Raw genomic sequence first — 26,199 nt, 5'->3', positions numbered from 1 at the left:
ACACAGTCTAGCAGCAGTTCCGCATTCCACTAGCCGGGCTGTTTCGGCCGCCGGCGCACCTCACATCCTTTTCCCGGTTTGACTGCTTATTCTCCCGGGCTATGACGCTGACTGGGCCATCCAAGCCGCGCTTGCGCCGGCGCTCGACCTCGCGGTTTCGCTGGGTGCCCGCGGCCGCCGCCTGGGCCGTCGGCACCGCCGCCACCTTGTCGCTGGTGGCGAGCGTGTCCCCGGTGATCCGCTGGGTCATCCGGGTGCCGCGCGAGTTCATCGACAAGTACCTGTTCAACTTCCCCGACACCAGCCTGGCCTGGGCGTTCGTGCTGGGACTGCTGGCCGCGGCGCTCAGCGCACGCAAGCGCATCGCCTGGTGGCTGCTGATCGTCAACCTGGTGGTCGCCGGCGGCTGGAACGCCAGCCGCCTGGTGTCGGGAAGCGCCGACCGGCTGCAGGCCGTCAGCGGCGTCGCCGGCCTGGCCCTGCACGCCGCCGCGCTAGTCGTGCTGGTGCTGGCCCGGGGCGAGTTCTGGGCCAAGGTCCGCCGTGGCGCCCTGCTCAAGTCGGCGGCAACCTTGGCCGCCGGCTGGACGGTGGCGATCCTGCTGTGCTGGGGGCTCATCGAGCTGTTCCCCGGCACGGTGACCCGCCCATTGCGGCTGCCCTACGTGGTGAACCGGGTGGTCGGCTTCGCGCTGCTGGAACCGGATTTCTTCCCCGGCAAGCCCGACTTCGGGCTCAAAGCGCTGTGCGGGCTGCTCGGGGCGCTGGCTCTGATCATCGCCGCCATCGTGCTGTTCTTGTCCCAGCGCGCCGACAACGCCCTGACCGGCCAGGACGAGTCAGCGATCCGCGGTCTGCTCGAGCAGTACGGCCAGAACGACTCGCTGGGCTACTTCGCCACCCGCCGGGACAAGTCGGTGGTGTTCGCCCCCAACGGGCGCGCCGCCATCACCTACCGGGTCGAGGTGGGCGTCTGCCTCGCCAGCGGCGACCCGGTCGGCGACGCGCGGGCGTGGCCGCAGGCCATCACCGCCTGGCTGCACATCTGCCAGGACTACGGCTGGGCACCCGGCGTGATGGGCGCCAGCTTCGCCGGCGCCCAGGCCTTCCGCGACGCGGGCCTGAGCGCCCTGGAACTCGGCGACGAGGCGCTCCTGCGGGCCTCGGAGTTCAAGCTGTCCGGCCCGGACATGCGCGGGGTGCGCCAGGCGGTGACGCGGGCCCGCCGGTCGGGGCTGACGGTGCGGATGCGCCGGCACGGCGACATCGGCGCCGACGAGATGGCCCGGGTGATCGAGCGCGCCGACGCCTGGCGCGACACCGAATCCGAGCGCGGCTTCTCGATGGCGCTGGGCCGGCTGGGCGACCCGGCCGACCTCGACTGCCTGCTGGTCGAGGCGGTGCGCGGCGACCCGCGAACCGGCTCGGCAACCGGCGAGGTGGTGGCGATGCTGTCGCTGGTGCCGTGGGGGCGCAGCGGGGTGTCGCTGGATCTGATGCGCCGCTCACCGCAGTCCCCCAACGGCACCATCGAGTTGATGGTCAGCGAACTGGCGCTGCAGGCCGCCACCATCGGCGTCAGCCGGATCTCGCTGAACTTCGCGATGTTCCGCGCCGCGTTCGAGCAAGGCGCACAGCTGGGCGCCGGCCCGGTGCTGCGGGCGTGGCGGCGGCTGCTGATGTTCTTCTCCCGTTGGTGGCAGTTGGAGACGCTCTACCGCTCGAACATGAAATACCAGCCGGAGTGGGTGCCGCGGTACGCCTGCTACGAGGACGCCCGGTTGATCCCGCGGGTCGGTGTCGCGTCGGTGATCGCCGAAGGCTTTCTGGTGCTGCCGTTCTCCCGGCGCAACGAACAGCACACCGGCCACCACTCGTCGGTGCCGGCAGCGGTGGCCTCCGCCGGGCGGCTGCACGCCGACGGCAGTGCCCCCGATGCCGATATCACCGCGGGGGCCGAGTCCGCGGCAGCGTTCGCCCGGCTTCCCGAACAGGTCCGGGTCCGAATGGCCAAGCTGAAGTCATTGCAGGACAATGGCGTTGATGCCTACCCGGTGGGCGCCCCGCCCAGTCACACCGTCGCCCAGGCGTTGCAGTGCGGCGCCGACGAGACCGTCTCGGTGTCCGGGCGGGTGCTGCGGATGCGCGACTACGGCGGCGTGCTGTTCGCGCAGCTGCGCGACTGGTCGGGTGAAGTGCAGCTGCTGCTGGACAATTCGGTTCTGTCGGAGTTCGGCGAGGCCCGCGCCGCGGACTTCAGCGCGGCGGCCGACCTGGGCGATCTGATCGAGGCGACCGGCCGGATGGGACACAGCCGCAACGGGACACCGTCACTGCTGGTGCAGCACTGGCGGCTGGTCGGCAAGTGCCTGCGGCCGCTGCCCGACAAGTGGAAGGGACTGACCGACCCAGAGGCGCGGGTGCGGACCCGTTATGTGGACCTGGCGATCAACCTCGAGGCGCGGGAGCTCATCACCGCCCGCAGCAACGTGCTGCGCTCCATCCGGGACACCCTGTTCGCCAAGGGTTTCCTGGAGGTCGAGACCCCGATCCTGCAGCAGCTGCACGGCGGGGCCAACGCGCGGCCGTTCGTCACCCACATCAACGCCTACGACCTCGACCTGTACCTGCGAATCGCGCCGGAGCTCTACCTCAAACGACTCTGTGTGGGCGGGGTGGAGCGCGTGTTCGAGCTGGGCCGGGCGTTTCGCAACGAAGGCGTCGACTTCAGCCACAACCCGGAGTTCACCCTGCTGGAGGCCTACCAGGCCCATGCCGACTACCAGGCCTGGATCGACGGGGCGCGCGAGCTGATCCAGAACGCCGCGGTGGCGGCCAACGGCGCGCCGGTGGTGCTGCGGCCGGGACCCGACGGACAGCTGGAAGCGGTGGACATCTCCGGGCAGTGGCCGGTACGTACCGTGCACGACGCGGTGTCGGAGGCCCTCGGCGAACAGGTCGACGCCGCCACCGACCTGGGCACCCTGCGCCGGTTGTGCGACGTCGCCGGGGTCCACTACCTGCGGCAGTGGGATGCCGGGGCGGTGGTGCTCGAACTCTACGAGCACCTCGTCGAAGCCCGCACCGAGCGACCCACCTTCTACACCGACTTCCCCACGTCGGTGTCGCCGCTGACCCGCCCGCACCGCTGCAAGCCCGGGGTGGCCGAGCGGTGGGATCTGGTGGCCTGGGGTGTCGAGCTGGGCACCGCTTACAGCGAGCTCACCGATCCGGTGGAACAACGCCGCCGGCTGCATCAGCAGTCGCTGCTGGCCGCCGGCGGCGACGTCGAAGCCATGGAACTCGACGAGGACTTCCTGCAGGCCATGGAGTACGCGATGGCCCCGACCGGCGGCCTGGGCATGGGCATCGACCGGGTCGTCATGCTCGTCACCGGCCACAGCATCCGGGACACCTTGCCCTTCCCGCTGGCCAAACCACGCTGAGCGCAGGTGAGGTCCATCATGGTGGAGTGATCCTGTCCGCCAGTGAGCACACCTCGCTGATGCACGGCTGGGTTCCGGTGACGGTGCAGGCATTGGCCGCCGTGGTGCTGATGCTGGCCCTCGGCCGGAGCGGCCGCCGCTGGCTGCTGCGGCTGGCGCTGGGCGGCGCGCTGGGGTTGGCGACGGCGGTCTGCGCCTACTGGTTTATCAACGCCGAGGGCCTCTCCGCTGACCCGGCACCAGCGACGCTGTGGATCTGGATCGCCCTAGCCGGAGCCGCGGCGGCGATCCTGATCCTGGGTTGGCGGAGTGCGGCCTGGTGGCGCCGCGGCGCGTCCGTCGTGGCGGTGCCGCTGTGTGTGCTCAGCGCCGGGTTGGCGCTCAACGCCTGGGTCGGCTACTTCCCGACCGTGCAGAACGCCTGGGATCAGCTGACCTCGGGCCCGCTGCCCGACCAGAGCGATCTGGCCGCGGTGAACGCGATGGCTACCGAGGGCAGACCACCCGAACGGGGCCGCGTGGTGCCGGTGACGATTCCGGCCGACGCTTCGCACTTCAAGCACCGCGGCGAGCTGGTGTACCTGCCGCCGGCGTGGTTCAGCCAGAGCCCGCCACCGGCGCTGCCCGCGGTGATGATGATCGGCGGCGAATTCAACACCCCCGCCGATTGGTTGCGGGCTGGCAATGCGATCAATTCCGTCGACGACTTCGCGGCAGCGCACGGCGGCAACGCGCCGGTGCTGATGTTCGTCGACTCCGGCGGCGCGTTCAACACCGACACCGAATGCGTCAACGGCCCGCGCGGCAACGCCGCCGACCACCTGACCGACGACGTGGTGCCCTACGTGATTTCGCACTTCGGGGTCAGTGCCGAACCGTCGCACTGGGGTGTCGCCGGCTGGTCGATGGGCGGTACCTGCGCGCTCGACCTGACCACGATGCACCCCGAGAAGTTCAGCACCTTCGTCGACATCGCCGGAGACCTGGGACCGAACGCTGGAACCCGGGCCCAGACCATCGCGCGACTGTTCGGCGGCAGCGTCGAGGCGTGGGCGGCGTTCGATCCGGCCACGGTGATCACCAGACACGGCCGCTATAGCGGGGTTTCGGGCTGGTTCGCGGTCAACGGCAGTGCCGAGACGTCGGATGCCGGCGGTCAACTCGCCGCCGCGAAGTCGCTGTGCGCCTTGGGTCAGCGCAACGGCATCGACTGCGCCGTGGTGACCGAACCGGGCCGGCATGACTGGCCGTTCGCCGGGCAGGCCTTCGCGACCGCCCTGCCCTGGCTGGCCGGCCGACTGGGCACACAGGGAGTGCCACCCGTTCCGTTTCCCGCGGCGCCGGTCCGGGCCACCGCGGCGGCCCCAACCATGACCTCCGTCCACCCCGCGGGAAGGTGATTGTGGATCACCGACCGGCCCCGAGACACCGCATTACTTCGGCCGCCGCCGGTAACGTGCCGAGCATGGGTGACGATCCGACCGACCCCGGGTTCGACGACTCCGGCGTGCCGACGTTCGACTCGATGCGCGAGAAGATCGAGAACCGGTATCAGACCTCGATCGGCGCGCAGGAACTGGATGCCGAGACGCCCGAGGGCCGCAGCGTCGAGAAGCAGTACGAGCACCGGCAGCGCGCGGCCGCCGATCGACTAGAGCAGATCCGCAAGTCCATGCACGACGGTGAGCACTGACCGGTGCGCAGCTTCACCATCGCCGAACGGCGAAACCGTTTGGCGCGCAGGCATTTTTTGGCCTCTGAAGCCGCAACCGAGCCGATAACTCAGGTGGCGGCCGCGCTGATCGGCCTGCACGCCACCGACCCGGCCACCCCGTATCTGTCCCTGTGGGCGCGATCGTTGCCGTTCGCCGTCGCCGACCTGGACAGTGCGTTGTATGAAAAACGTTCGCTGGTCAAGCATCTGGCGATGCGCCGCACGCTGTGGGTGATCGATCCCGCCGATCTGCCCGGGGTGCAGGCCGCCGCCAGCGACCGGGTGGCCGCCACCGAGCGGCGCCGGCTCATCGCCGATGTCGCCAAAGCCGGTGTGGCGGCCGACGGGGAGCGCTGGCTCGACCGGGCCGGTGCGGCGGTGCTGCGGCACCTCGGAGAACACGGCGCGGCGAGCAGCGCCGAGCTGCGCGCGGCCCTGCCGGAACTGGCCGGGACCTACGATCCGGCGCCCGGCAAGTCCTACGGCGGCCAGACGCACCTGGCTCCGCGGGCGCTGACCGTACTCGGGGTGCAAGGCGACATCGTGCGCGGCCCCAACGACGGCGCGTGGACGTCCTCGCGGCCGCGGTGGGTGACCGCGGCGGATTGGCTCGGCGAACCGGGCGCGCCGATGGCCGCCGAGGCGGCGCAGGCGCACCTGATCACCACCTGGCTGCGGGCCTTCGGTCCCGCCACCGCCGACGACATCAAGTGGTGGTTCGGCACCACCAAGACCGCGGTCCGAAAAGCGTTGAGCGACATGGGCGCCGTCGACGTCGACCTGCACGGCACCCCCGGCTATGCGTTGCCCGATGACCTGGAGCCCGAGCCGGAACCCGCGGTGTGGGGCGCGCTGCTGCCCGGTCTCGACGTCACCACCATGGGCTGGTATCACCGCGACTGGTATCTCGGCGAGCACCGCGGCGAGCTCTTCGACAACAACGGCAACGCCGGCCCCACGGTGTGGTGGAACGGGCGGATCGTGGGCGGCTGGTATCAGAACGCCGCCGCCGAGGTCCAGTTGCAGCTCCTGGAAGACCCCGGCCGCCCGGCGCGCCAGGCGCTGGAGAAGCGGGCCCGCGAACTTACCGAGTGGCTGGACGGCGTACGGGTACCGCCGCGATTCCCGTCACCGCTGGTGCGAGCCGCCCCACGCTGAGACGACAGGCAGTCGCCGGCCGTCAGGCACTCGCCTTGCGCCGCCGTTTGGCGGGTTTGGCCGGTGCGCCGAGGATTTCGGCGAGGAACTTGCCGGTATAGCTCTCCGGCACCGCCACCACGTCCTCGGGTGTGCCGGTGGCCACCACCGTGCCGCCGCCGGCCCCGCCCTCGGGGCCCATGTCGATGATCCAGTCCGCGGTCTTGATCACGTCCAGGTTGTGCTCGATAACGATCACCGTATTGCCTTTGTCGACAAGGCCGTTGATGACACCGAGCAGTTTGGCGATGTCCTCGAAGTGCAGACCGGTGGTGGGCTCGTCGAGGATGTAGACCGTCCGCCCGGTGGAGCGCTTCTGCAGCTCCGAGGCCAGCTTCACCCGCTGCGCCTCACCGCCGGACAGCGTCGGCGCCGGCTGACCGAGTCGCACGTAGCCGAGCCCGACGTCGACCAGGGTGCGCAGGTAGCGGTGGATGCCGGTGATCGGCTCGAAGAACTCCGCCGCCTCCTCGATCGACATGTCGAGCACCTCGGCGATGGTCTTGCCCTTGTAGTGCACCTCGAGGGTCTCCCGGTTGTAGCGGGCGCCGTGGCAGACCTCACAGGGCACGTAGACGTCGGGCAGGAAGTTCATCTCGATCTTGATGGTGCCGTCGCCGGTACACGCCTCACAGCGGCCACCTTTGACGTTGAACGAGAATCGGCCCGGCAGGTAGCCACGCACCTTGGCCTCGGTGGTGGCGGCGAACAGGGTGCGGATCTTGTCGAACACCCCGGTGTAGGTGGCCGGGTTGGACCGCGGGGTGCGCCCGATCGGTGACTGGTCGACCCGCACCAGCTTGTCCAAGTGGTCCAGGCCGGTGATCCGGGTGTGCCGGCCGGGCACCAGCCGGGCGCCGTTGAGCTTGTTGGCCAGCACCGACGCCAGGATGTCGTTGACCAGCGTCGATTTGCCCGACCCGGACACCCCGGTCACCGCGGTGAGCACGCCGAGCGGGAACGCCACGTCGACGCCGGTCAGGTTGTGCTCGCGGGCACCGACCACCCCGAGCTGGCGTTTGGCATCGACTTTCCGCCGAACCACCGGCACCGCAATGCTTTTCGCGCCGGACAGGTAGGCGCCGGTGATCGAGTCGGGGTTGGCCAGCAGTTCGGCGTACGGCCCGCTGTGCACGATCCGCCCGCCGTGCTCCCCGGCGGCCGGGCCGATGTCGACGATCCAGTCGGCGTGGGCGATGGTGTCCAGATCGTGCTCGACCACGATCAGGGTGTTGCCCAGGTCGCGCAGCCGCACCAGGGTTTCGATCAGCCGCCGGTTGTCACGCTGGTGCAGCCCGATCGACGGCTCGTCGAGCACGTAGAGCACCCCGACCAGACCCGAGCCGATCTGGGTGGCCAGCCGGATGCGTTGCGCCTCACCGCCGGACAGCGTTCCGGCGGCGCGCGACAGGGTCAGGTACTCCAGGCCCACGTCGAGCAGAAAGCTCAGCCGCGACTGGATCTCCTTGAGCACCTGGCCGGCGATGGCCTGCTCGCGCGGGCCCAGCGTCAGCGCGTTGAGGAAGTCCGAACATTCCGCGATCGACAGATCGCTCACCTGCGCAATGGATTTGCTGCCGTAGTCTCCGGCGGCCAGCGTCACCGCCAGGATCTCCGGCTTCAGGCGGGTGCCGGCGCATTCCGGGCACGGGACGTCGCGCATGAAGCCGGCGTAGCGTTCCTTCATCTGCTCGGACTCGGTCTGCTCCATCTTGCGCTGCAGGAACGCCATCACACCTTCGAAATCGGTGTAGTAGGAGCGGGTCCGGCCGTAGCGGTTGCGGTAACGCACGTGGACCTGTTCGTCGGAGCCCTCCAAGATCGCCCGCCGTGCCTTGGCCGGCAGCTTGCGCCACGGGGTGTCGACGTCGAAGCCCATCGCCGCACCCAGGCTGGCCATCATCCGGGTGAAGTACTCGCTGGTGGGCCCCATCGACCACGGCGCCACCGCGCCCTCGGCCAGGGTGCGGTCCGGGTCGGGAACCACCAGGTCGGCGTCGACCTCCTTGCGGATGCCCAGCCCGGCGCATTCCGGGCAGGCTCCGTAGGGCGAGTTGAACGAGAACGACCGCGGCTCCAGGTCGTCGACGGACAGCGCGTGGCCGTTGGGGCAGGCCAGTTTCTCGGAGAACCGCTGCTCCCGGTGCGGGTGGTCGTCGTCGCGGTCGACGAACTCGAGCACCACGATGCCATCGGCCAGGCCCAGCGCGGTTTCGATCGAATCGGTGAGCCGCTGCTTGGCGCTGGCCTTAACGGTCAACCGGTCGACGACGACCTCAATGTCGTGCTTCTCCTGCTTCTTGAGCTTGGGCGGATCGGTCAGCGAATGCACCACACCGTCGACCCGGACCCGGCTGTAACCCTGGGTGTTGAGCTTCTCGAACAGGTCGGCGAACTCCCCCTTGCGGGTGCGCACCACCGGGGCCAGCACCTGAAACCGCAGGCCTTCGTCCATGGCCAGCACCTGATCAACGATCTGCTGCGGGGTCTGGCGGGCGATGCGCTCACCACAGACCGGGCAGTGCGGGGTGCCGGCCCGCGCATACAGCAGCCGCAGGTAGTCGTAGACCTCGGTGATGGTGCCGACCGTCGAACGCGGGTTGCGGTTGGTCGACTTCTGGTCGATGGACACCGCCGGCGACAGGCCCTCGATGAAGTCGACGTCGGGCTTGTCCATCTGGCCCAGGAACTGCCGGGCGTAGGCCGACAGCGATTCGACGTAACGACGCTGGCCCTCGGCGAAGATCGTATCGAAGGCCAGCGAGGACTTGCCCGAACCCGACAGCCCGGTGAAGACGATCAGCGCATCGCGAGGCAGCTCCAGGTCCACACTGCGCAGGTTGTGTTCACGCGCGCCCTTGACGATCAGCCGGTCAGCCACCCGTCCATGCTAGGTGGCGCTACCGACACCCAGCTCAGGGCCAGTACGGTGGCGGTTATGACGCCTTCGATCTCGGTTGACGACAGCTACACCGGGCACGTCGAGCCCGGCACCGCGGCCCGCCGCACCCTGCCGGGGGTGTCGATCATCAAGACCTCGGTGGGCCCGATGGACAACAACGCCTACCTGGTGACCTGCACCAATACCGGCAAGACGCTGCTGATCGATGCGGCCAACGACGCCGACAACCTGGTGGCGCTGGTGCGCGAGCACGCCCCGGAGGTGGCGTTGATCGTGACCAGCCACCAGCACTTCGACCACTGGCAGGCCCTCGAAGCGCTCGCCGAGGCGACCGGGGCGCCCACCGCGGCGCACGCCCTGGACGCCGAGCCGCTGCCGGTGACGCCGGATCGGCTGCTGGCCGACGGCGACACCGTAAACGTGGGCGACCTGACCTTCGACGTCATCCACCTGCAGGGCCACACCGAGGGCTCGGTGGCGCTGGCGCTGGACGGCACGGCCACCGGCGGCGTGACGCAGTTGTTCACTGGCGACTGCCTGTTCCCGGGCGGGGTCGGCAAGACCTGGCAGCCCGGGGATTTCGAGCGGCTGCTCGGCGATGTGAGCCGCAAGGTGTTCGACCGGTTCGGCGACGACACCGTGGTCTACCCCGGCCACGGTGACGACACCACGCTGGGCACCGAGCGCCCGCATCTGGCCGAGTGGCGCGAACGAGGCTGGTGACCCCGCAAAACCCCTTGTCAGCTGGTAAAGGCCGCCTATACTAAGGCCCTTCGGGGGTGGGAGGCTGCGGAGGGTCGGGTGACGGCCATACCGGTGTGTGCGACGTGCGGGACCGAGCCGCGGCAGGGTGCGCGGTTCTGCGATGGCTGCGGTTCGCTGATCGTGACGGCCACCGACCACGCCGAGTACAAGCAGGTGACGGTGCTCTTCGCCGACGTGGTGCAGTCGATGCAGCTCGCGGCGACGGTCGGCACCGAGCGGCTGCGCGAAATCATGACCGAGCTGGTGACTCGGGCGGCGGCGGTGGTTCAGCGGTTCGGCGGCACCGTCGACAAGTTCACGGGTGATGGCCTCATGGCGATCTTCGGAGCGCCGGTGGCGTTGGAGGACCACGCGGTGCGAGCCTGTCGCGCCGCCCTGGTAATGCAAGAGCAGGCCGGCGGGCTCGCCGAGCAGCTGCGCCGCCGCGACGGCGTCGACCTGCAGGTGCGCGTCGGGATCAACTCCGGCGAGGTGATCGTCGGCGACATCGGCTCGGGAACACTGGGGTACACCGCGATCGGTGAGCAGGTGGGGCTGGCCCAGCGGATGGAGTCCGTGTCTCCGCCGGGCGGGGTGATGCTCAGCGCGGCCACCGCCCAACTGGTGGCCGCGGTGTCGGTGCTCGGGGAACCGGAGCTGGTGCGCATCAAGGGCGTTGAGGATGCGGTGCCGGCACGGCGGCTGCTGAGCATGATCCCGCGCCGACAGCAGGACAGGTCCGTGGAGTCGGTGTTGGTGGGCCGTGAGTCGCAGTTGGCCACGCTCGAGGCGATGCTGGCCCGGGCCACCACCGGGCACGGGGCGGCGGTGTGCGTGGTCGGCTCTGCCGGGATCGGCAAGACGCGTCTGGTCGACGAGGTCGTGCAGTGCGCGAAAGACCATGGCGTCGAGGTGTTTTCCGCGTTCTGCGAGGCGCACACCACCGATGTCGCGTTCCATGTGGTCGCCGGCCTGCTGGGCGCCGCGGCCCGGGTCGGTGGTCTCGACGACGCGAATATGCGGGCAACGGTGCGGGCCCGGGTACCCGACGCCGACCCCGAAGACATGCTGCTGCTGGACGACCTGCTCGGCATCGTCGAACCCGGGGTGGAGCTGCCGAAAATCGATCCGGACGCGCGGCGACGGCGGCTGACCGCGCTGGTCAACACCGCCCAAGTGGCCCGCATCCATCCCGCGGTCTTCGTCGTCGAGGACGTGCACTGGATCGACGAGGTCAGCGAATCCATGCTCGCGGACTTTCTGACGGTGATCGCCGACACCTGCTCGCTGGTGCTGATCACCTGCCGCCCCGAGTATCAGGGGACGCTGCAGCAGGTGCCCGGGGTTGAGACGATGACCCTGGAGCCGCTGAGCACCCCGGAGACCTCCCTGCTGGTGACCGATTTGGTGGGCACCGACCCCTCGGCGTTCGAGGTCGCCGGGATCATCACCGATCACTCGGCGGGGAACCCGCTGTTCGCCGAGGAGATCACCCGCGAACTCGCCCAGCGCGGCGTGCTGATCGGTGAACGCGGCAGCTATGTGTGCCGCACCGCCGCAGCCCAGATCCATGTGCCGGCCACCCTGCAGGCGACGCTGGCCGCGCGCATCGACCGGCTCGGCGCAAAGGCCAAACATGCCCTGGCAGCAGCCGCGGTCATCGGGTCCCGCTTCAGCGCCGAACTGCTGGCCGGGCTGGGGGTCGATCCGTGCATCGAGGAACTGGTCAGCGCCGAACTGATCGAACCGCTGTCGCCGCCGAACCCGGACGCCGACTACGCGTTTCAGCATCCGCTGATCCGGATGGTCGCCTATGAAGCACAGCTGAAGTCCGGTCGCGCCGACGTACACCGCAGGCTTGCCGCCGCCATCGAATCGCGCGATAAGGCATCGGCCGACTCCAATGCCGCCCTGATCGCCGGACATTGGGAAGCCGCCGGGGAGAGACACGTCGCTTACGGATGGCATCTGCGCGCGGCGGCCTGGGCATTGAACCGCGACATCATCGCGGCACGAATGAGTTGGGAGCGCGCCCAGAAGATCGCCGACACGCTACCCGCCGATGACCCCGACCGGACCGCAATGCGGATCGCCCCGCGCACCATGCTGTGCGGAATCGCTTGGCGCGCAGGCTTGGACGACATACCGTCCCGGTTCGAGGAACTGCGCGAGCTGTGCGACGCCGGCGGGGACAAGCCGTCGTTGGCGATCGCTATGGCCGGTCTGGTGATCGGATATGTGTATCAAGACCGGGTACACGAAGCCTCCGAGCTGGCCTCCGAAACCATGGCGCTGCTGGATTCCATCGGCGACCCGTCCCTGACCGTGGGGCTGTCGTTCGCGGCCATCTACGCCAAGACCGAACTGGACGGTTGGGATGACGTGGCGGAGTGGTCACAACGCGTCATCGACCTGGCCGACGGTGATCCCACGAAGGGCAGTTTCCTGCTCGGCTCGCCGCTGGCGGTCGTGTTGGCCGAGCGCTCCATCGCACGCTGGCGCCTGGGGCATCCCGGGTGGCGCGACGACCAGGAGCGCGCCCTCGCCATGGCCCGCGACACCGACCCGTTGTCCTTTGTCGTTGCGGTGGCATTCACCTACCAGGCCGCGATCGCCTATGGCGTGTTGCGCGCCGACGACGCGGCCGTGCGCACCATCGAAGAAGCCGTGCGGCACGCCGAACGCTTGGGTGACGACTACACCCTGGACAAGGCGCGACAAAGCTTGGGCTTTGCGCTCCTACACCGCCCCACCATCGCCGAGCGCGATCGCGGGCAGCAGATCTTGACCGAAGTCGGCCAGGTGGGCGAGTTCCCGATCACCCTGGTTTTCCTGGCCCGCGAAAGAGCCCGGTGCGGAGACCGCGAGCACGCCCTGGCGCTCATCCGCACCATCGCCGACCAACTGGTCCGCGAGGGCCAGCTGCTGGGGTGGGGCTTTCACGCGACCAACGTGCTGGTGGAGACCCTGCTGGACGGGGCCACCGAAGCCGATCTGGCCGAAGCCGAAGCCGCGATCGAGTCCCTGGCGACCGCCCCTGCCGAAGAGAATCTGGCGATCCGGGATATCTGGCTGCTGCGGCTGCGGGCCCTGCTGGCCAGGGCGCGCGACGACGCAGCCGGGTATGCCTGCTACCGCGATCGCTGCCGCGAGATGGCCGAAACGCTGGGCTTCGGCGGGCATCTCGCCTGGGCCGAGGCGATGCCGTAAGGGCTAGCCGGTGGTGTGCACGATCAGCACGTCGACCTTGGCGCGCCGCGACACGTTGGCCGGCACCGACCCGAGCAGCCGCCCGGCGATCGTGCTCAACCCGACGTTGCCGACCACCAGCAGATCGGCCTTGACCGACTCGGCCAGCTCCACGAGCGCATCGACCGGGGCGCCGACCACAGCCTTCTCCTCCACCTCGTAGGCCCCGGCGGCGATAGCGCGCTCCTTGGCCTCCTTGAGGATGGCGTAGATCGGAGCGTTGCCCGAGGCGATGTAGCCCTCGTCCTTGAGGACGTCGGCGGCCCGCGGGTCGTCCGCGTGCGGCAGGTAAGCGGTGGCGATGACGACCTTCGCGCCCTCCCCAGACGCCAGGTGACCGGCGCGGTCGACGGCACGCAGCGAAGAGTCCGAGCCGTCCGTGCCCACCACCACGGTCTTGTAGCCGCTCATCCGTTAGCCCTCTCGGTGAAAAGTTGCCATGTTCTAAGCCATGGCGACATTAACGCGTCAACGGCCCCGATGGGGGCGATTGGCGTCACATGTCGCCTGCGTGCCTGCCCACACATCCGCCCTGACCGGGCCCGAAACCGGTTTCCGCGGCTGTCGTGACGTAGCTGACACCGCGTTCTGAGCGGTAGCGTGAGAAGTCATTCTCCTCATCCCCGGGCGATAGGGCACGCCGTTGAGCCAGGTATTGACCCGAGTCCCGGTGAGCACGACAGCGGCTCCGCTCCGCCGGCGGCGCCGGCCCTCCGATGCGGTGCTGATCGCGGTGCTGGCCGCGGTCATCAGCGGTATCGGGGCGAGCCGGCCGTCGCTGTGGTTCGACGAGGCGGCCACGATCTCCGCGTCGACGCATCGCTCGCTGCCCGAACTGTGGCACCTGCTGAGCCACATCGATGCGGTGCACGGTCTGTACTACCTGTTCATGCACGGCTGGTTCGCTGTCTTCCCCGCCACCGAATTCTGGGCGCGGGTGCCGAGCTGCCTGGCGGTCGGGGCCGGCGCCGCCGGCGTGGTGGTCTTGTCGCGCCGATTCGCCGGCCGGCGACTGTCGGTGTGCGCAGGCGTGCTGTATGCGGTGCTGCCACGGGTGACGTGGGCCGGCGTCGAAACCCGCCCGTACGCGTTCGCGGCGATGGCCGCGGTCTGGCTCACCGTGCTGTGGGTGAGCGCGGCTCGCCGCGACACGGGCGCCCGGTGGGCGGCTTACGGCGTGGCGGTGGTGGCGTCGACGCTGTTGAACACCTTCACCGTGCTCATGGTGGCGGTGCACGCGGTGTTGTTGTGGGCATCCGGATGCGGACGCTCGGCGAGACGGCGCTTTGCCGCCGCGGCCGGCATCGCGATGGCGGTGCTGGCCCCGTTCCTATGGTTCAGTCAGCGGCAGATCTGGCAGGTCGCGTGGATCGACCCGCTGAGCGGGCACACCGTCATCGAAATCGCGCAGCAGCAGTTCTTCGACAAAAGCGTGCCGTTCGCGATCCTGGCCTGGCTGCTGCTCGCCGGCGCGGCCATCGCTGTGCGGACCGGAGCCCGGCCGGCTCCCGCCGATGGGGTACGACAGCTGCTGATCCTTTGCGCCGCTTGGCTGATCATCCCCACCGCGGTGACCGTGGTCTATTCGGCGATCGGCGAACCCGTCTACTACCCGCGCTATCTGATCAGCACGGGACCCGCGATGGCGATCGCGTTAGCCTTGGCGGTCACCACGATCGCCGAGTCGCGGCGTGCCGTCATCGCTGTCGTCGCCACGCTGGCGGTTGCCGCGGCACCCAATTACGTTGCCAACCAGCGTGATCGGTACACCAAGGAGGGCTGGGACTACAGCGCGGTGGCCGACGTGATCGACGCACATGCCCGGCCCGGGGACTGCCTGCTCATCGACAACACCACCCGCTGGGCACCCGGCCCGATCCGGGCGCTGCCGGCCGGGCGGCCCGAGACGTTCGCGAAGCTGCGGGACCCGGGCCTGGGGCCGCGCCGGCAGGCCCTGGGCCGGCTCTGGGACGGCCACCTGGCGGTCTGGGCAGTGACCGATCAGCTGGCCGACTGCCCGACGATCTGGACGATCACCGATCACGACCGCGCCCTGCCGGCCCATCAGGTCGCCGTGATGCTGCCGATGGGGTCGCGGTTCGCCCGCACCCCCGACGGCCAGGCGTTGCACCAGCTGGGCTTCCGCGTCGTCGAACGCTGGCAGTTCACCTACTCGCAGGTCATCAAGTCGACCGGCGGTTCAGCGAGGCTCGACGAAGGAGAGGCGAAGCTGGAACCGCCGCATGAACCTTGATAAGCCCCTCAGGCGTGGGCGCCGACCAGCGGATCGGCGCCGCGGGCGGCCCGATAGGCCACCACGCACCCCAGGGCGGCCATCACCGCGAAGATCGCGAACAGCCAGCGGGCCGCCGGAAGGCCGGAACTCATCGCGGTGTTGACCACCAGGCCGGCGATACCCGCGCCGAACGCCCCGCCGATCAGCGCGACGGTGTTGATCGCCGCTGCGGCCGTCCCGCCCTCGGCGGGGTCGTCGACGCAGCTCATGGCCCACGCCGACAGGTGTGGCCAGCCGGCACCGACACCGATACCGACCACCAGCAGCGCCAGCGCCCAGATCGCGCCGACCGCAGTGGGGTTATAGCTGCTCATCCGGGCGAACGCGACCACCGCCAGGCCGCCCGACATCACCAGGGGCCCACTGATCACCAGCCCGATGACCACCCGCACCTTGCTGACCGAGGCGCTGGCGATCTCGCTGATCGTCCAGCCGGTCGACAGGGCGGCGCCCAGGAATCCGGCCATCACCGGCGGCAGGTGCGCCAGCCGCTGCCCGAGCAGCGGGATGTACAGGTTGGCCTTGGTGGTGGCCATCAGCAGGCCCAGCGTCAGGTAAATCCACTTCTCCCGGCCCGGGTGGAACGCGCTGGGGGGCAGTACCGCCGCCGACGAGCGCCGGTCCACCACCAGGAACACCCCCAGCAGGGCTGCGCCCGCGATCAGCAGACTGGCGGCACCGAGGAGACTGCGCGGTAGCTGGGCGGTGCTCACCACCAGCGCGGCGCCTCCGAGCAACAGCAGCGAACGCACCGGGACCTTCATCGCATCGTCCTGCTGGCCGCCGCGGCTGGCCCGCAGCACCACGCTCACCGCCACGGCCATCACTCCGGACAGCACCGCCATGATCGCGAACGCCCACCGCCAGATGCCGAACTGGGCGAACAGGCCGCCGGCCGCCGGGCCCACCAGGGTGCCGACACCCCACATCGCCGACACCAGCCCCGACGCGCGGGTCCACAGCCAGCTGGGCAGGACCGCATTGATCAGCGCATACCCGAGCCCGGCCAAGAGACCGCCGCCCATGCCCTGCAGGGTGCGGCCGACCAGCAGGATCTCCATGTGCGGCGCCATGGCGCACACCGTGCCGCCGACGCCGAACGCCAGCAGGCCCAATAGGTAGGCGAACCGGGAACCGATGCGAACCAGCACCGGGTTGGCCGCGGCGGCGGCGATCACCGACCCGACCAGGTACAGCGTGGTGGCCCAGGCGTAATACCGCTCGCCGCCGATCTCTTTGATCGTGCTCGGCAGCAGGCTGATGGTCAGGAATTCGTTGGTGGCGTAGAGGGCCACGCCCCCAGCCAGCACGGCCGAGGTACCTAAGTAGCGCCTTCCGAGCAGCTCATGCCAGCTGCCAGTGTTTACAGCGGCGTCGGTCGGCACCGCTTCAGTCAGATCCACCACCGGTTGCAGTCAATCACGGATCGCCACAACACGCGAAAACGCCCCGCGTGCTGGCGGTCACTTGATTCCGGCCGCGTCCATACCCCGCAATTCCTTCTTCAGGTCGGCGATCTCATCGCGAATCCGCGCGGCAAGCTCGAATTGCAGGTCGCGGGCGGCGTTCATCATCTGCTCGGTGAGTTCTTTGACCAGGTCAGCCAGTTCGGCGCGGGGCATGCTTTTGGTGTCGCGGCCCTCGAACACGCCGGCGCTAACCGCCCGGCCGGGCTCGCCCTGCGCGCGGCGCCCACGCGAGGCGTTGCGCCCCGAACCGGCGACCTCGACACTCTCGCTGTCGGCCGCTTCCCGATACACCTGGTCGAGGATGTCGGCGATCTTCTTGCGCAGCGGCTGCGGGTCGATGCCGTTGGCCTCGTTGTAGGCGATCTGTTTGGCCCGGCGGCGTTCGGTCTCGTCGATGGCCTCTTTCATCGAGTCGGTGATCTTGTCGGCGTACATGTGCACTTCGCCGGAGACGTTGCGGGCGGCGCGGCCGATGGTTTGGATCAGGCTGCGGGTGGACCGCAGGAAGCCCTCTTTGTCGGCGTCGAGGATCGAGACCAGCGACACTTCCGGCAGGTCCAGACCCTCCCGCAGCAGATTGATGCCGATCAGCACGTCATAGTCACCGAGCCTCAGCTGACGCAGCAGCTCCACCCGGCGCAGCGTGTCGACCTCGGAGTGCAGGTAGCGCACCCGGATCCCCATCTCCAGCAGGTAGTCGGTGAGGTCTTCGGCCATCTTCTTGGTCAGCGTGGTGACCAGCACCCGCTCATCGGCCTCGGCGCGCTGCCGGATTTCCCCGATCAGGTCGTCGATCTGACCCTTGGTGGGCTTGACCACGACTTTCGGGTCCACCAGGCCGGTCGGGCGGATCACCTGCTCGACGAACTCACCGCCGGCCTGGCTGAGCTCATAGGGGCCCGGGGTGGCCGACATATAGACCGTCTGCCCGATCCGGTCGGCGAACTCCTCCCAGGTCAGCGGGCGGTTGTCGCAGGCCGACGGCAACCGGAAACCGAACTCCACCAGGTTGCGTTTGCGCGACATGTCGCCCTCGTACATGCCGCCAACCTGCGGCACGGTGACGTGCGACTCGTCGATGATGAGCAGGAAGTCCTCCGGGAAGTAGTCCAGCAGGGTGGCCGGAGGCGTGCCGGCGCCGCGGCCGTCGATGTGCCGTGAATAGTTCTCGATCCCCGAGCAGAACCCGACCTGGCGCATCATCTCGATGTCGTAGTTGGTGCGCATCCGCAGCCGCTGGGCTTCCAGCAGCTTGCCGTGATTCTCCAGCTCGTCGAGCCGGGCGGCCAGTTCCTCCTCGATGGTGGAGATCGCCTGCGTCATCCGTTCTGGGCCGGCCACATAGTGGGTGGCCGGGAAGATCCGCAGCGAGTCGACCTTGCGGACCACGTCGCCGGTGAGCGGATGCAGGTAATACAGCGCCTCGATCTCGTCGCCGAAGTACTCGATGCGGACGGCCAGCTCCTCATAGGACGGGATGATCTCGACGGTGTCGCCGCGCACCCGGAAGGAGCCGCGGGTGAACGCCATGTCGTTGCGGGTGTACTGGACATCAACCAGCAACCTCAGCAGTCCATCCCGCGGCACCTCGGAGCCGACCTGCAGCTCGACGGAGCGGTCCAGGTAGGACTGCGGGGTGCCCAGGCCGTAGATGCACGACACCGACGCCACCACCACCACGTCGCGCCGGGACAGCAGGCTCGATGTCGCCGAATGGCGCAGCCGCTCCACGTCGTCGTTGATGGAGCTGTCCTTCTCGATGTAGGTGTCGGTCTGCGCGATGTACGCTTCTGGCTGGTAGTAGTCGTAGTAGGAGACGAAGTACTCGACGGCGTTGTGCGGCAACATCTCTCGCAACTCGTTGGCGAGCTGCGCGGCCAGCGTCTTGTTCGGCGCCATCACCAGGGTGGGCCGCTGCAGCCGTTCGATGAGCCAGGCCGCGGTGGCCGACTTCCCGGTGCCGGTGGCGCCCAGCAGCACCACGTCCTTCTCCCCCGCCTTGATCCGCCGTTCCAGGTCCTCGATGGCGGCCGGCTGGTCGCCGGCCGGCTGATACTCGCTGACGACATCGAAACGGCCGCCGGTCCGCACGATGCCTTCGACAGCGTCGGCAGGCGGCCGGTACTCCGAATGCGCGACGACAGGGTGTTCCGTTGCGAAAGCCACGAACCCAGGGTAAGCCGGGTGTCTGACACGGAGAGGCGGTCAGCGGTGCATCCACCCAAGCACGAGACCTTTGACCTGGTCGCGTACACCAACACCGACCCGAAAGGGGTGGTGCGCGCCGTCGACATCTATACCGTGCAGCCGTGGGGCCTCTACCTGGCCCGGCCCACCCCGGGCCGGGCCCAGTTCCACTACTTGGAATCGTGGCTGCTGCCCGCGCTGGGGCTGCGCGCGACCGTCTTCCACTTCAATCCGGGCCACGAACGTGACCAGGACTTCTACCTCGACGTCGGTGAGTACACGCCGGGACCGGCGCTGTGGCGCTCCCGGGACCACTACCTGGACCTGGTGGTGCGTACCGGGCGCGACGTCGCTCTCACCGACCTCGACGAGCTGATGGTCGCGGTGCGAGAGGGCCTGCTCAGCCAGGACGACGCCGAACTGGCGGTGGCCCGGTCCGTCGCCGCCGTCGACGGCCTGGCCAGCAACGGCTATGACCTGCAGCGCTGGCTGGCCGGCCAGGGTATGGCGGTGTCCTGGCCGGTCAGCGACGGTATTCCCGGGTCGGCCCCGGAAAGTTAGGTAATCTCGTGAACATGAACGCCAACCTGCGAATCGGTGTCGCCACCGCGACCACCGCGGCCCTGCTCGGGTGCGGTCAGCTGATCCCAGCGCCGGCGGCGGCATCCCAAGAGTTGCACAACGTCACCTACATCGCGCGGGTTGACGCCTGGACCCAAGGCAGTGTCGTCACCTTCATGCTCAACGACACCCAGACCGCCAGCGGCGACATCGACGGCTTCGGCTCGCCGTTCGAGGCCAACGCGGTGTTGTCGGATCCGAGCAAGGCGGGCATGGTGATCCGGCTGCGCTGGCCGTCGTCGGCCAACGTGCACTGCGAGATCCACGTGGATGACATCGTCGCGGTCAAGAGCGACCGCTTCGTCAGCACCTGGAAGGACAGCAGCGATCCGCGCAACGGCGCGATGCTGTGCGGCGCCTTGATCAGCAGCATGGCCTGATCGGCGTTACGGGCGCTACCCGGTCTCGTCGACCCGGAGGTGGACGCCGGTGGGCCGACCCGGGTCGGCGGTGGCGTGAAACCTCTTCTCGCCCAGAGACGCGACCCGCGGATAGCCAGCGGCCAGCAGCGGCTCGGCGAGTTCGTCGGCCACCGACAGGGATTCCACGATGACCTGGACGTCGATGACGTCTAGGGCGTCTGGGGTCTCCGGCCCCTGCACCGCGGTGGGTCCGACGTGCTCGACGCGCAAGGCGCGGTGGCCGCAGGTGGTGCGCAGCCGGGCGATGATCCGCTGGGCCTGGTCGGGCCAGGTCGGGTCGGCCGGCACCGGCTGCGTCGGGAACGGCGCGGGCCGCCGAGCCGCGAGGTTGTCCGCGAACGGCTGGATGCGGTGTTGCCACAGCCGCAGCGCCTGCGCCGCCAGGTCGTCCGGGTCACCGGAGTTGTCCAGCCAGACATCGGCGACCGCGCGCCGCTGCGGCTCGGTGGCCTGGGCGGCCACCCGCGCCCGCGCGTCTTCTTCGGCCATGCCGCGGTACTGCAGGAGTCGGGTTACTCGTGTCTCCACGTCCGCGTGCACCACGATCACCAGCGGGAACATCGGCGCCATCTGCGACTCGACCAGCAGCGGGATGTCCTCGACGATGATGGCGTCCTGACCGGCCGCGGCGATCAGTTCGCTGCGGCGCCGCGCCACCAGCGGGTGCACGATGCCGTTGAGGGTGGCCCGCTTGTCGTCGTCGCTGAAGGCGATCGCGGCCAGCGCCGGACGGTCCAGCGCCCCGTCTTCCAGCAGGATCCCCGGCCCGAAGGCCTCGACCAGTGCGGTCAGGCCTTCGGTGCCGGGTTCCACGACTTCACGGGCGATGACGTCACCGTCGACGACGATGGCGCCGTACCGGCTGAAGGTGGCCGACACCGTCGACTTACCGGCGCCGATCCCGCCGGTCAGACCGATACGCAGCATCGAGCCCCTTCAACGCGCCCGGGAGCGACTAAGCGCTGTTACCGGCGAGCTTCTCCCGCAGCGCGGCGAGCTGCTCGTCGCTGGCCAGCGAACCACCGGCCGGTGCCTCGTCGCGGTGCGACCCGTTGGCCCGGGCGGGCTCGGCGTGCTCGGCAGCGGCGAACTTCTCCATCTGCGCGGTGTGCATCTTGTGACGACGCTCGGCCTCGGCGTAGCGGGCCTCCCACTCGGTGCGCTGCTTGTCGAAACCTTCGATCCACTCGTTGGTCTCGGCGTCGAAGCCCTCGGGGAAGATGTAGTTGCCCTGCTCGTCGTAGCTGTCGGCCATGCCGTACTTCGAGGGGTCGAACTCCTCGGTGTAGTCCTCGTTGGCCTGCTTGAGGCTCAGCGAGATCCGGCGCCGGTCCAAGTCGATGTCGATGACCTTGACCATCGCGTCGTCGCCGACCGCGACCACCTGGTCGGGCACCTCGACGTGCTGCTCAGCCAGCTCGGAGATGTGCACCAGGCCCTCGATGCCCTCCTCGACGCGGACGAACGCACCGAACGGCACCAGCTTGGTGACCTTGCCCGGCACGATCTGGCCGATGGCGTGGGTGCGAGCGAAGTGCCGCCACGGGTCTTCCTGGGTAGCCTTGAGGCTCAACGACACCCGCTCGCGGTCCATGTCGACGTCGAGCACCTCGACGGTGACCTCGTCGCCCACCTGGACCACCTCGGACGGGTGGTCGATGTGCTTCCAGGACAGCTCGGAGACGTGCACCAGGCCGTCCACCCCGCCCAGGTCGACGAACGCGCCGAAGTTGACGATCGAGGAGACGACACCCTTGCGGACGGCGCCCTTCTGCAGCTGGTTGAGGAACTCGCTGCGCACCTCGGACTGGGTCTGCTCCAGCCAGGCGCGGCGGGACAGCACCACGTTGTTGCGGTTCTTGTCCAGCTCGATGATCTTGGCTTCGATCTCGCGACCGATGTAGGGCTGCAGGTCGCGGACCCGGCGCATCTCCACCAGCGAGGCGGGCAGGAAGCCGCGCAGCCCGATGTCGAGGATCAGGCCGCCCTTGACGACCTCGATGACGGTGCCCTTGACGGCCTCGTCCTTCTCCTTGAGCTCCTCGATCGTGCCCCAGGCGCGCTCGTACTGGGCGCGCTTCTTGGACAGGATCAGCCGACCCTCTTTGTCCTCTTTGGTCAGGACCAGGGCCTCGACCTCGTCACCGACGGACACCACCTCGTGGGGGTCGACGTCGTGCTTGATGGACAGCTCGCGGCTCGGGATGACGCCTTCGGTCTTGTAGCCGATGTCGAGCAGGACCTCGTCCCGGTCAACCTTGACGATCGTCCCTTCCACGATGTCGCCATCGTTGAAGTACTTGATCGTTTTGTCGATGGCGGCGAGAAAATCCTCGGCCGAGCCGATGTCGTTGACGGCTACTTGCGGCGAGGTGACGGTGGGACTTGGCATGTGTTGGGTTGCTCCGGACAAGTTGAGGTAGTAGGGACTGGTGTTGTCACGCATGCTGGGCATGCGGTGGCCCACGACTTGGTCTTGTACTAGTCGAGGACTACCTGTCGAGGCTACTCGACGTGTTGCACGCTGGACAAACCGGTGGTCTACGCTGCGTCGCTATGCCTGCGATGCGGAACCGCCGAAAGGTCGGAGCGCCGCTGATCGTCATCGTCCTGCTCAGCATCCTCACCGCGCTGCTGCTCCTGGTGTTCACCGCGGCCAATCCGGCCGGCACGCTGACCGCGCTGGTGCTGGCCAGCCTGTCGATGCTGGTGGTGCTGTTCTGCTACCGGTGGCTGGACCGCTGGGAGCCCGAGCCCCGTCGGCTGCTACAGCTGGCCTTCCTCTGGGGCGCCTCGATCGCGGTGCTGCTGGCCGTGGGCCTGGAGACCTTCGGGTCCTCGGTGGCCACCGTGCGGCCGCTGGTGTCGAAGACCTTCGACATGGCCGCGATCCAGGCGCCGTTCATCGAAGAGGCCGCTAAGGGCCTGTTTCTGCTGATCATGCTGACCGGCCGGCGGCGCCATGAGCTGAACTCGCTGACCGACTGCATGGTGTATGCGGGCATCACGGCGGTCGGGTTCGCCTGGATGGAGGACATCGTCTACATCGCGCCCGCGGAGTCGCCGGCCCAGATGGCTGCGGTGGCCGTCGCGCGGCTGATTTTCGGGCCGTTCGCCCACCCGCTGTTCACCACCATGACCGCGATCGGGGTGTTCGTCGCGCTGCGCCGCCGCACCTTCTGGTCGAAGGCTTTCGTGATCCTGCTGGGCTATCTGGCGGCGGTAATCATGCACGCCTCGTGGAACGCCTCACTGGCCGTCGGCGGCGCCCAGTTCTTCCTGGCGACTTACCTGTTCTGGATGGTTCCGGTGTTCCTGCTGATGGTATTGCTGGGCATCTTGAGCCGCCGGCACGAACAGCAGCTGGTCGCCGGCAAGCTGCCCGCGATGGTGGTCGGTGGCCTGATCAGCCCGAATGAAGAGACCTGGCTGGGATCGATCCGGGCCCGCAAGCAGGCGATCCGCGAGGCGCGGCGGATCGGCGGGCAGCCCGCGGCCCGCAGCGTCAAGAAGTTCGCCGCCCAGGTGGTCGAGCTGGCGTTCGTGCGGGATCGCATCGACCGCGGCTTCGGCGATCCGGAGGTGTTCGCGATGCAGCACGAGGACGCCTACGGGGTGGTGGCCGCCCGAGCGGCGGCACCGGTGCTGCACACGATGGCGGGTTATCGGTCGCCGGCGCTGGTGCGGCGGTAGAAATCCCACTGGGTGTGCGATTTCGTACGCGACGCGCCGGTGTGGGCGTATGGAACCGCACACTCGACGGCTAAGGGCTAGTGCGGGTCGCCGTCAGTGGCGGTAGGGCGGTCGCGCACGTTGTTACCGTTGTTGTGATGACTGGTAGCACCCGCCCGACACTGAACGGCGGCTTCGAGTTCGTCACCGTGGAACCCGGCGTCGACCTCGCGGTGCGCCGATCCGGCCAAGGCCCTCCCGTGCTGCTGATCGGCGGGCTCGGCATGCCGAGCATCACCTGGGACGTCTGTGGCCTTCCGCAGTCCCTCGCCGACGCGGGATTCGAGGTCATCGCCTACAACGCCCGCGGCATCGCGCCGTCCTCGGCGCCGGCCCCGCCGTACTCGGTGGCTGGTTTGGCCCGCGACGCCGCCGCCGTTCTCGACCACTTCGACGTGGGAGAGGCGATCGTCGTGGGCTACTCGATGGGCTGCTACACCGCCCAGACGCTGTACCGCGAGCAGCCTGAGCGAGTGCGCGCGCTGGTCTTGTTCGCCGGGCTGCAACCGTCGCCGATTTCAGAAATTGTCGGTGAAATGGAACTCGGACTGATCGACCGCTACGGCGCAGTGCCGCGCGACGTTTTGGTACTCGAACAGCTGCTGACCAGCCTGCATCCCTCGATGCTGCAAGACCCGGCCACCGTGCGGGCGTGGCATCAGGTGCTATCAGCCGGCTACGACAACGAGCCGGCCCCCCAGCAGGGGTTCATCGGACAACTGACCGCATCGCAGCAATGGATCGCCGCCGGCGAACCCACCGCAGCGCAACTGGCCACGATCGACGTGCCGACGCTGGTGTTGGCCTTCGAATACGACCTGTTCTTTCCGCCGACCATCTGCGAAGCGACGGCCCGGTTCATCCCTACCGCCGAGTTCGCGCAGATCGACGGTGTCGGCCACGGCGGCATCTTCACCGGACCCGGCGACAGCGTCGACCGGATCACCCAGTTCTGCCGCAAACACCGCGCACCCTGATCGCCGACCGGTGGGCCGGCTCAAGAGCCGTCGTCGCCATCCCAATCGTGGTCGTGCAGGAACGCCTCGGGAATGCTCACGCGATACCGTGCGGCAGCGACGAGGATATTTCCCATCGCCAACGGCAGCGCCAAGCTTGGAACCGGGTCGCGGCGGCTGAAGATGATCCCGTCCGTCCGCCGGTAGGTGCGCAGGAAGCGGCGCAACGTATTGCCCTCCAGCGATGATTTGCGCCACCCGTACATCAGCATCCCCGGGCCGATCATCTTGGCCGCACCCGGTGCGGGCGTGATGATGTCGTCGTTGGCGCCGAAAAACGCACGGTCAACCCGTGTTTCCGGGTCGAACAGCAGAATGCCGCTGGTTGTTCGCGGATTGCATTCGACGGTGAAGAGGCCGCGATCGGGCACCTCGATGAAATCGAATGCGATTTGCCCGGTGAAGTTGAATGCCTTGACGAATGTGCGGACCCAGGCGTCGATGGCCTCGTGCTCGATGGAGTCGAAAAGCAGACATGACTGGCCGCCGATGGCGTAGCTCACCGGGTAAGCGACGTGCGCCTTCACTTCGCCGTTGTGACACACCGAATATGAGCAATAGCTGCTGCCGTCGGCCCACTCCTGGGCGATCCAGGGATTTGTCGCGTCGAAACTCAGACCGCGCGGGAGCTCTCCTGGATGCACCTTGTGTACGTCTTGAGAACCGCGCGAAAAGACCCGTTTGAGCGCGAACGGCTTGTCGAAATCCAAGGCCTCCAGCTCTCGATGACTACGGACCAGCGCAAAGTCGAGAGTCGGCATGCCCAGCTCCTGCACGGCGACCTGAAACTCGTACTTGTTCTCCAGTTGGGCCTCCAGATCGAAATGCGGGAAGAACAAGACGCAGTCGCTCGCGAACAGTTCGGGGCGCTGTTTGATCGTGTTCCCCAGGATGGCGCTCCCCTCGTGGATGGGCACGATTAGGTCCACGCCCTCGTCGCGGACGATGTCTGACAAAGCCTGCGCCCACTCGATCGGCTCATACCTGGGCCTTGGCGTGCGGAACGTCCTTGTGACCGATGTGGAGAATTTCGTGATCGGAAAGAGCATCGAGTCCGCGGTCAACACACGGTGACCGGCAGCGCTCAGCAAGCGAGCCAAATGCAGCGCCAGAAAGGACCTGCCGAAGGTGATCAGCACGGTCTTGCCGTGAATTTCGGACATCACGCCTCCCCTCCGGCTTCGACGCCCCTGGGCGTCGCCGA

Annotated in this window: 17 protein-coding genes and 1 pseudogene; 11 read left to right on the top strand and 7 right to left on the bottom strand. The window is 68.4% G+C overall.

The window, feature by feature from the left end:
- Nucleotides 1–101 precede the first annotated feature (101 nt).
- The 4 genes from lysX to AC5Y31_RS06180 all read left to right on the top strand — a co-directional run bounded on the left by lysX (nucleotide 102) and on the right by AC5Y31_RS06180 (nucleotide 6,318).
- Complete coding sequence (gene lysX / locus AC5Y31_RS06195) at nucleotides 102–3,446, top strand: bifunctional lysylphosphatidylglycerol synthetase/lysine--tRNA ligase LysX (protein WP_499978892.1); 3,345 nt, start codon at nucleotides 102–104, stop codon at nucleotides 3,444–3,446.
- A 59-nt stretch (nucleotides 3,447–3,505) separates the two neighbouring features.
- Nucleotides 3,506–4,846, top strand: coding sequence for an alpha/beta hydrolase (locus AC5Y31_RS06190; protein WP_499979015.1), 1,341 nt, complete (start codon nucleotides 3,506–3,508; stop codon nucleotides 4,844–4,846).
- Between the two features lie 65 nt (nucleotides 4,847–4,911).
- Nucleotides 4,912–5,139 (top strand): hypothetical protein, encoded by a 228-nt coding sequence (locus tag AC5Y31_RS06185; protein WP_499978891.1) that lies wholly within the window; start codon nucleotides 4,912–4,914, stop codon nucleotides 5,137–5,139.
- Nucleotides 5,140–5,142: 3 nt separating this feature from the next.
- The gene (locus tag AC5Y31_RS06180) at nucleotides 5,143–6,318 is read left to right on the top strand and encodes a winged helix DNA-binding domain-containing protein (protein ID WP_499978889.1); all 1,176 of its coding nucleotides are present in this window, start codon (nucleotides 5,143–5,145) and stop codon (nucleotides 6,316–6,318) included.
- Between the two features lie 22 nt (nucleotides 6,319–6,340).
- Here the strand turns inward: AC5Y31_RS06180 and uvrA are convergent, their stop codons facing one another.
- Nucleotides 6,341–9,238, bottom strand: a complete 2,898-nt coding sequence (gene uvrA, locus AC5Y31_RS06175; protein ID WP_499978887.1) for an excinuclease ABC subunit UvrA — start codon at nucleotides 9,236–9,238, stop codon at nucleotides 6,341–6,343.
- Between the two features lie 57 nt (nucleotides 9,239–9,295).
- Here uvrA and AC5Y31_RS06170 point away from each other — a divergent pair, with 57 nt between their 5' ends.
- Both AC5Y31_RS06170 and AC5Y31_RS06165 read left to right on the top strand, forming a co-directional pair.
- On the top strand, nucleotides 9,296–9,982 hold the full coding sequence (locus tag AC5Y31_RS06170) for an MBL fold metallo-hydrolase (protein ID WP_499978885.1): 687 nt from the start codon (nucleotides 9,296–9,298) through the stop codon (nucleotides 9,980–9,982).
- A gap of 78 nt (nucleotides 9,983–10,060) precedes the next feature.
- Nucleotides 10,061–13,213 (top strand): ATP-binding protein, encoded by a 3,153-nt coding sequence (locus tag AC5Y31_RS06165; protein ID WP_499978883.1) that lies wholly within the window; start codon nucleotides 10,061–10,063, stop codon nucleotides 13,211–13,213.
- 3 nt (nucleotides 13,214–13,216) lie between these two features.
- Here AC5Y31_RS06165 and AC5Y31_RS06160 read toward each other — a convergent pair whose 3' ends face one another.
- The gene (locus AC5Y31_RS06160) at nucleotides 13,217–13,663 is read right to left on the bottom strand and encodes a universal stress protein (protein ID WP_065022573.1); all 447 of its coding nucleotides are present in this window, start codon (nucleotides 13,661–13,663) and stop codon (nucleotides 13,217–13,219) included.
- 259 nt (nucleotides 13,664–13,922) lie between these two features.
- On the opposite strand from AC5Y31_RS06160, the gene AC5Y31_RS06155 reads away from it, so the two are divergent.
- A complete protein-coding gene (locus AC5Y31_RS06155) occupies nucleotides 13,923–15,506 on the top strand; it encodes a glycosyltransferase family 39 protein (protein WP_499978881.1) in 1,584 nt (527 codons plus the stop codon).
- 8 nt (nucleotides 15,507–15,514) lie between these two features.
- Here AC5Y31_RS06155 and AC5Y31_RS06150 read toward each other — a convergent pair whose 3' ends face one another.
- Entirely contained in the window at nucleotides 15,515–16,954 is a 1,440-nt protein-coding gene (locus AC5Y31_RS06150) for an MFS transporter (RefSeq protein ID WP_499978880.1), read from the bottom strand.
- Between the two features lie 57 nt (nucleotides 16,955–17,011).
- Nucleotides 17,012–19,183 carry an excinuclease ABC subunit UvrB gene (gene uvrB / locus AC5Y31_RS06145; protein ID WP_499978879.1) on the bottom strand — a complete coding sequence of 724 codons (2,172 nt, stop codon included), beginning with the start codon at nucleotides 19,181–19,183 and terminating at the stop codon, nucleotides 17,012–17,014.
- 45 nt (nucleotides 19,184–19,228) lie between these two features.
- On the opposite strand from uvrB, the gene AC5Y31_RS06140 reads away from it, so the two are divergent.
- Nucleotides 19,229–19,765, top strand: a complete 537-nt coding sequence (locus AC5Y31_RS06140) for a ribonuclease FAU-1 family protein (RefSeq protein WP_499979013.1) — start codon at nucleotides 19,229–19,231, stop codon at nucleotides 19,763–19,765.
- A gap of 14 nt (nucleotides 19,766–19,779) precedes the next feature.
- A complete protein-coding gene (locus tag AC5Y31_RS06135) occupies nucleotides 19,780–20,205 on the top strand; it encodes a hypothetical protein (RefSeq protein ID WP_499978878.1) in 426 nt (141 codons plus the stop codon).
- Nucleotides 20,206–20,235: 30 nt separating this feature from the next.
- Here AC5Y31_RS06135 and coaE read toward each other — a convergent pair.
- Nucleotides 20,236–21,174 (bottom strand): annotated as a pseudogene (gene coaE, locus AC5Y31_RS06130) (dephospho-CoA kinase); the annotation flags it as partial.
- A gap of 28 nt (nucleotides 21,175–21,202) precedes the next feature.
- Nucleotides 21,203–22,639 carry a 30S ribosomal protein S1 gene (gene rpsA, locus AC5Y31_RS06125; protein WP_065023632.1) on the bottom strand — a complete coding sequence of 479 codons (1,437 nt, stop codon included), beginning with the start codon at nucleotides 22,637–22,639 and terminating at the stop codon, nucleotides 21,203–21,205.
- A gap of 173 nt (nucleotides 22,640–22,812) precedes the next feature.
- Here rpsA and AC5Y31_RS06120 point away from each other — a divergent pair, with 173 nt between their 5' ends.
- Nucleotides 22,813–23,940, top strand: a complete 1,128-nt coding sequence (locus tag AC5Y31_RS06120; protein WP_499979011.1) for a PrsW family intramembrane metalloprotease — start codon at nucleotides 22,813–22,815, stop codon at nucleotides 23,938–23,940.
- A 137-nt stretch (nucleotides 23,941–24,077) separates the two neighbouring features.
- Nucleotides 24,078–24,956: an alpha/beta fold hydrolase gene (locus AC5Y31_RS06115; RefSeq protein ID WP_499978876.1), complete on the top strand. Its 879-nt coding sequence runs from the start codon at nucleotides 24,078–24,080 to the stop codon at nucleotides 24,954–24,956.
- A 20-nt stretch (nucleotides 24,957–24,976) separates the two neighbouring features.
- Here the strand turns inward: AC5Y31_RS06115 and AC5Y31_RS06110 are convergent, their stop codons facing one another.
- Nucleotides 24,977–26,158 (bottom strand): ATP-grasp domain-containing protein, encoded by a 1,182-nt coding sequence (locus AC5Y31_RS06110; protein ID WP_499978873.1) that lies wholly within the window; start codon nucleotides 26,156–26,158, stop codon nucleotides 24,977–24,979.
- Between the last annotated feature and the right edge of the window lie 41 nt (nucleotides 26,159–26,199).

This window comes from Mycobacterium sp. NGS18 (assembly GCF_059813185.1).
The sequence above is the reverse complement of the archived record's forward strand: the minus strand, read 5'-3'. Positions and strand labels throughout refer to the sequence as shown.

Coding starts and splice junctions, on each gene's coding strand:
- AC5Y31_RS06110 (WP_499978873.1), bottom strand. CDS start 26,158: ATGTCCGAAATTCACGGCAAGACCGTGCTGATCACCTTCGGCAGGTCC.
- AC5Y31_RS06190 (WP_499979015.1), top strand. CDS start 3,506: ATGCACGGCTGGGTTCCGGTGACGGTGCAGGCATTGGCCGCCGTGGTG.
- AC5Y31_RS06120 (WP_499979011.1), top strand. CDS start 22,813: ATGCGGAACCGCCGAAAGGTCGGAGCGCCGCTGATCGTCATCGTCCTG.
- AC5Y31_RS06115 (WP_499978876.1), top strand. CDS start 24,078: ATGACTGGTAGCACCCGCCCGACACTGAACGGCGGCTTCGAGTTCGTC.
- AC5Y31_RS06170 (WP_499978885.1), top strand. CDS start 9,296: ATGACGCCTTCGATCTCGGTTGACGACAGCTACACCGGGCACGTCGAG.
- AC5Y31_RS06160 (WP_065022573.1), bottom strand. CDS start 13,663: ATGAGCGGCTACAAGACCGTGGTGGTGGGCACGGACGGCTCGGACTCT.
- rpsA (WP_065023632.1), bottom strand. CDS start 22,639: ATGCCAAGTCCCACCGTCACCTCGCCGCAAGTAGCCGTCAACGACATC.
- lysX (WP_499978892.1), top strand. CDS start 102: ATGACGCTGACTGGGCCATCCAAGCCGCGCTTGCGCCGGCGCTCGACC.
- AC5Y31_RS06135 (WP_499978878.1), top strand. CDS start 19,780: ATGAACGCCAACCTGCGAATCGGTGTCGCCACCGCGACCACCGCGGCC.
- AC5Y31_RS06185 (WP_499978891.1), top strand. CDS start 4,912: ATGGGTGACGATCCGACCGACCCCGGGTTCGACGACTCCGGCGTGCCG.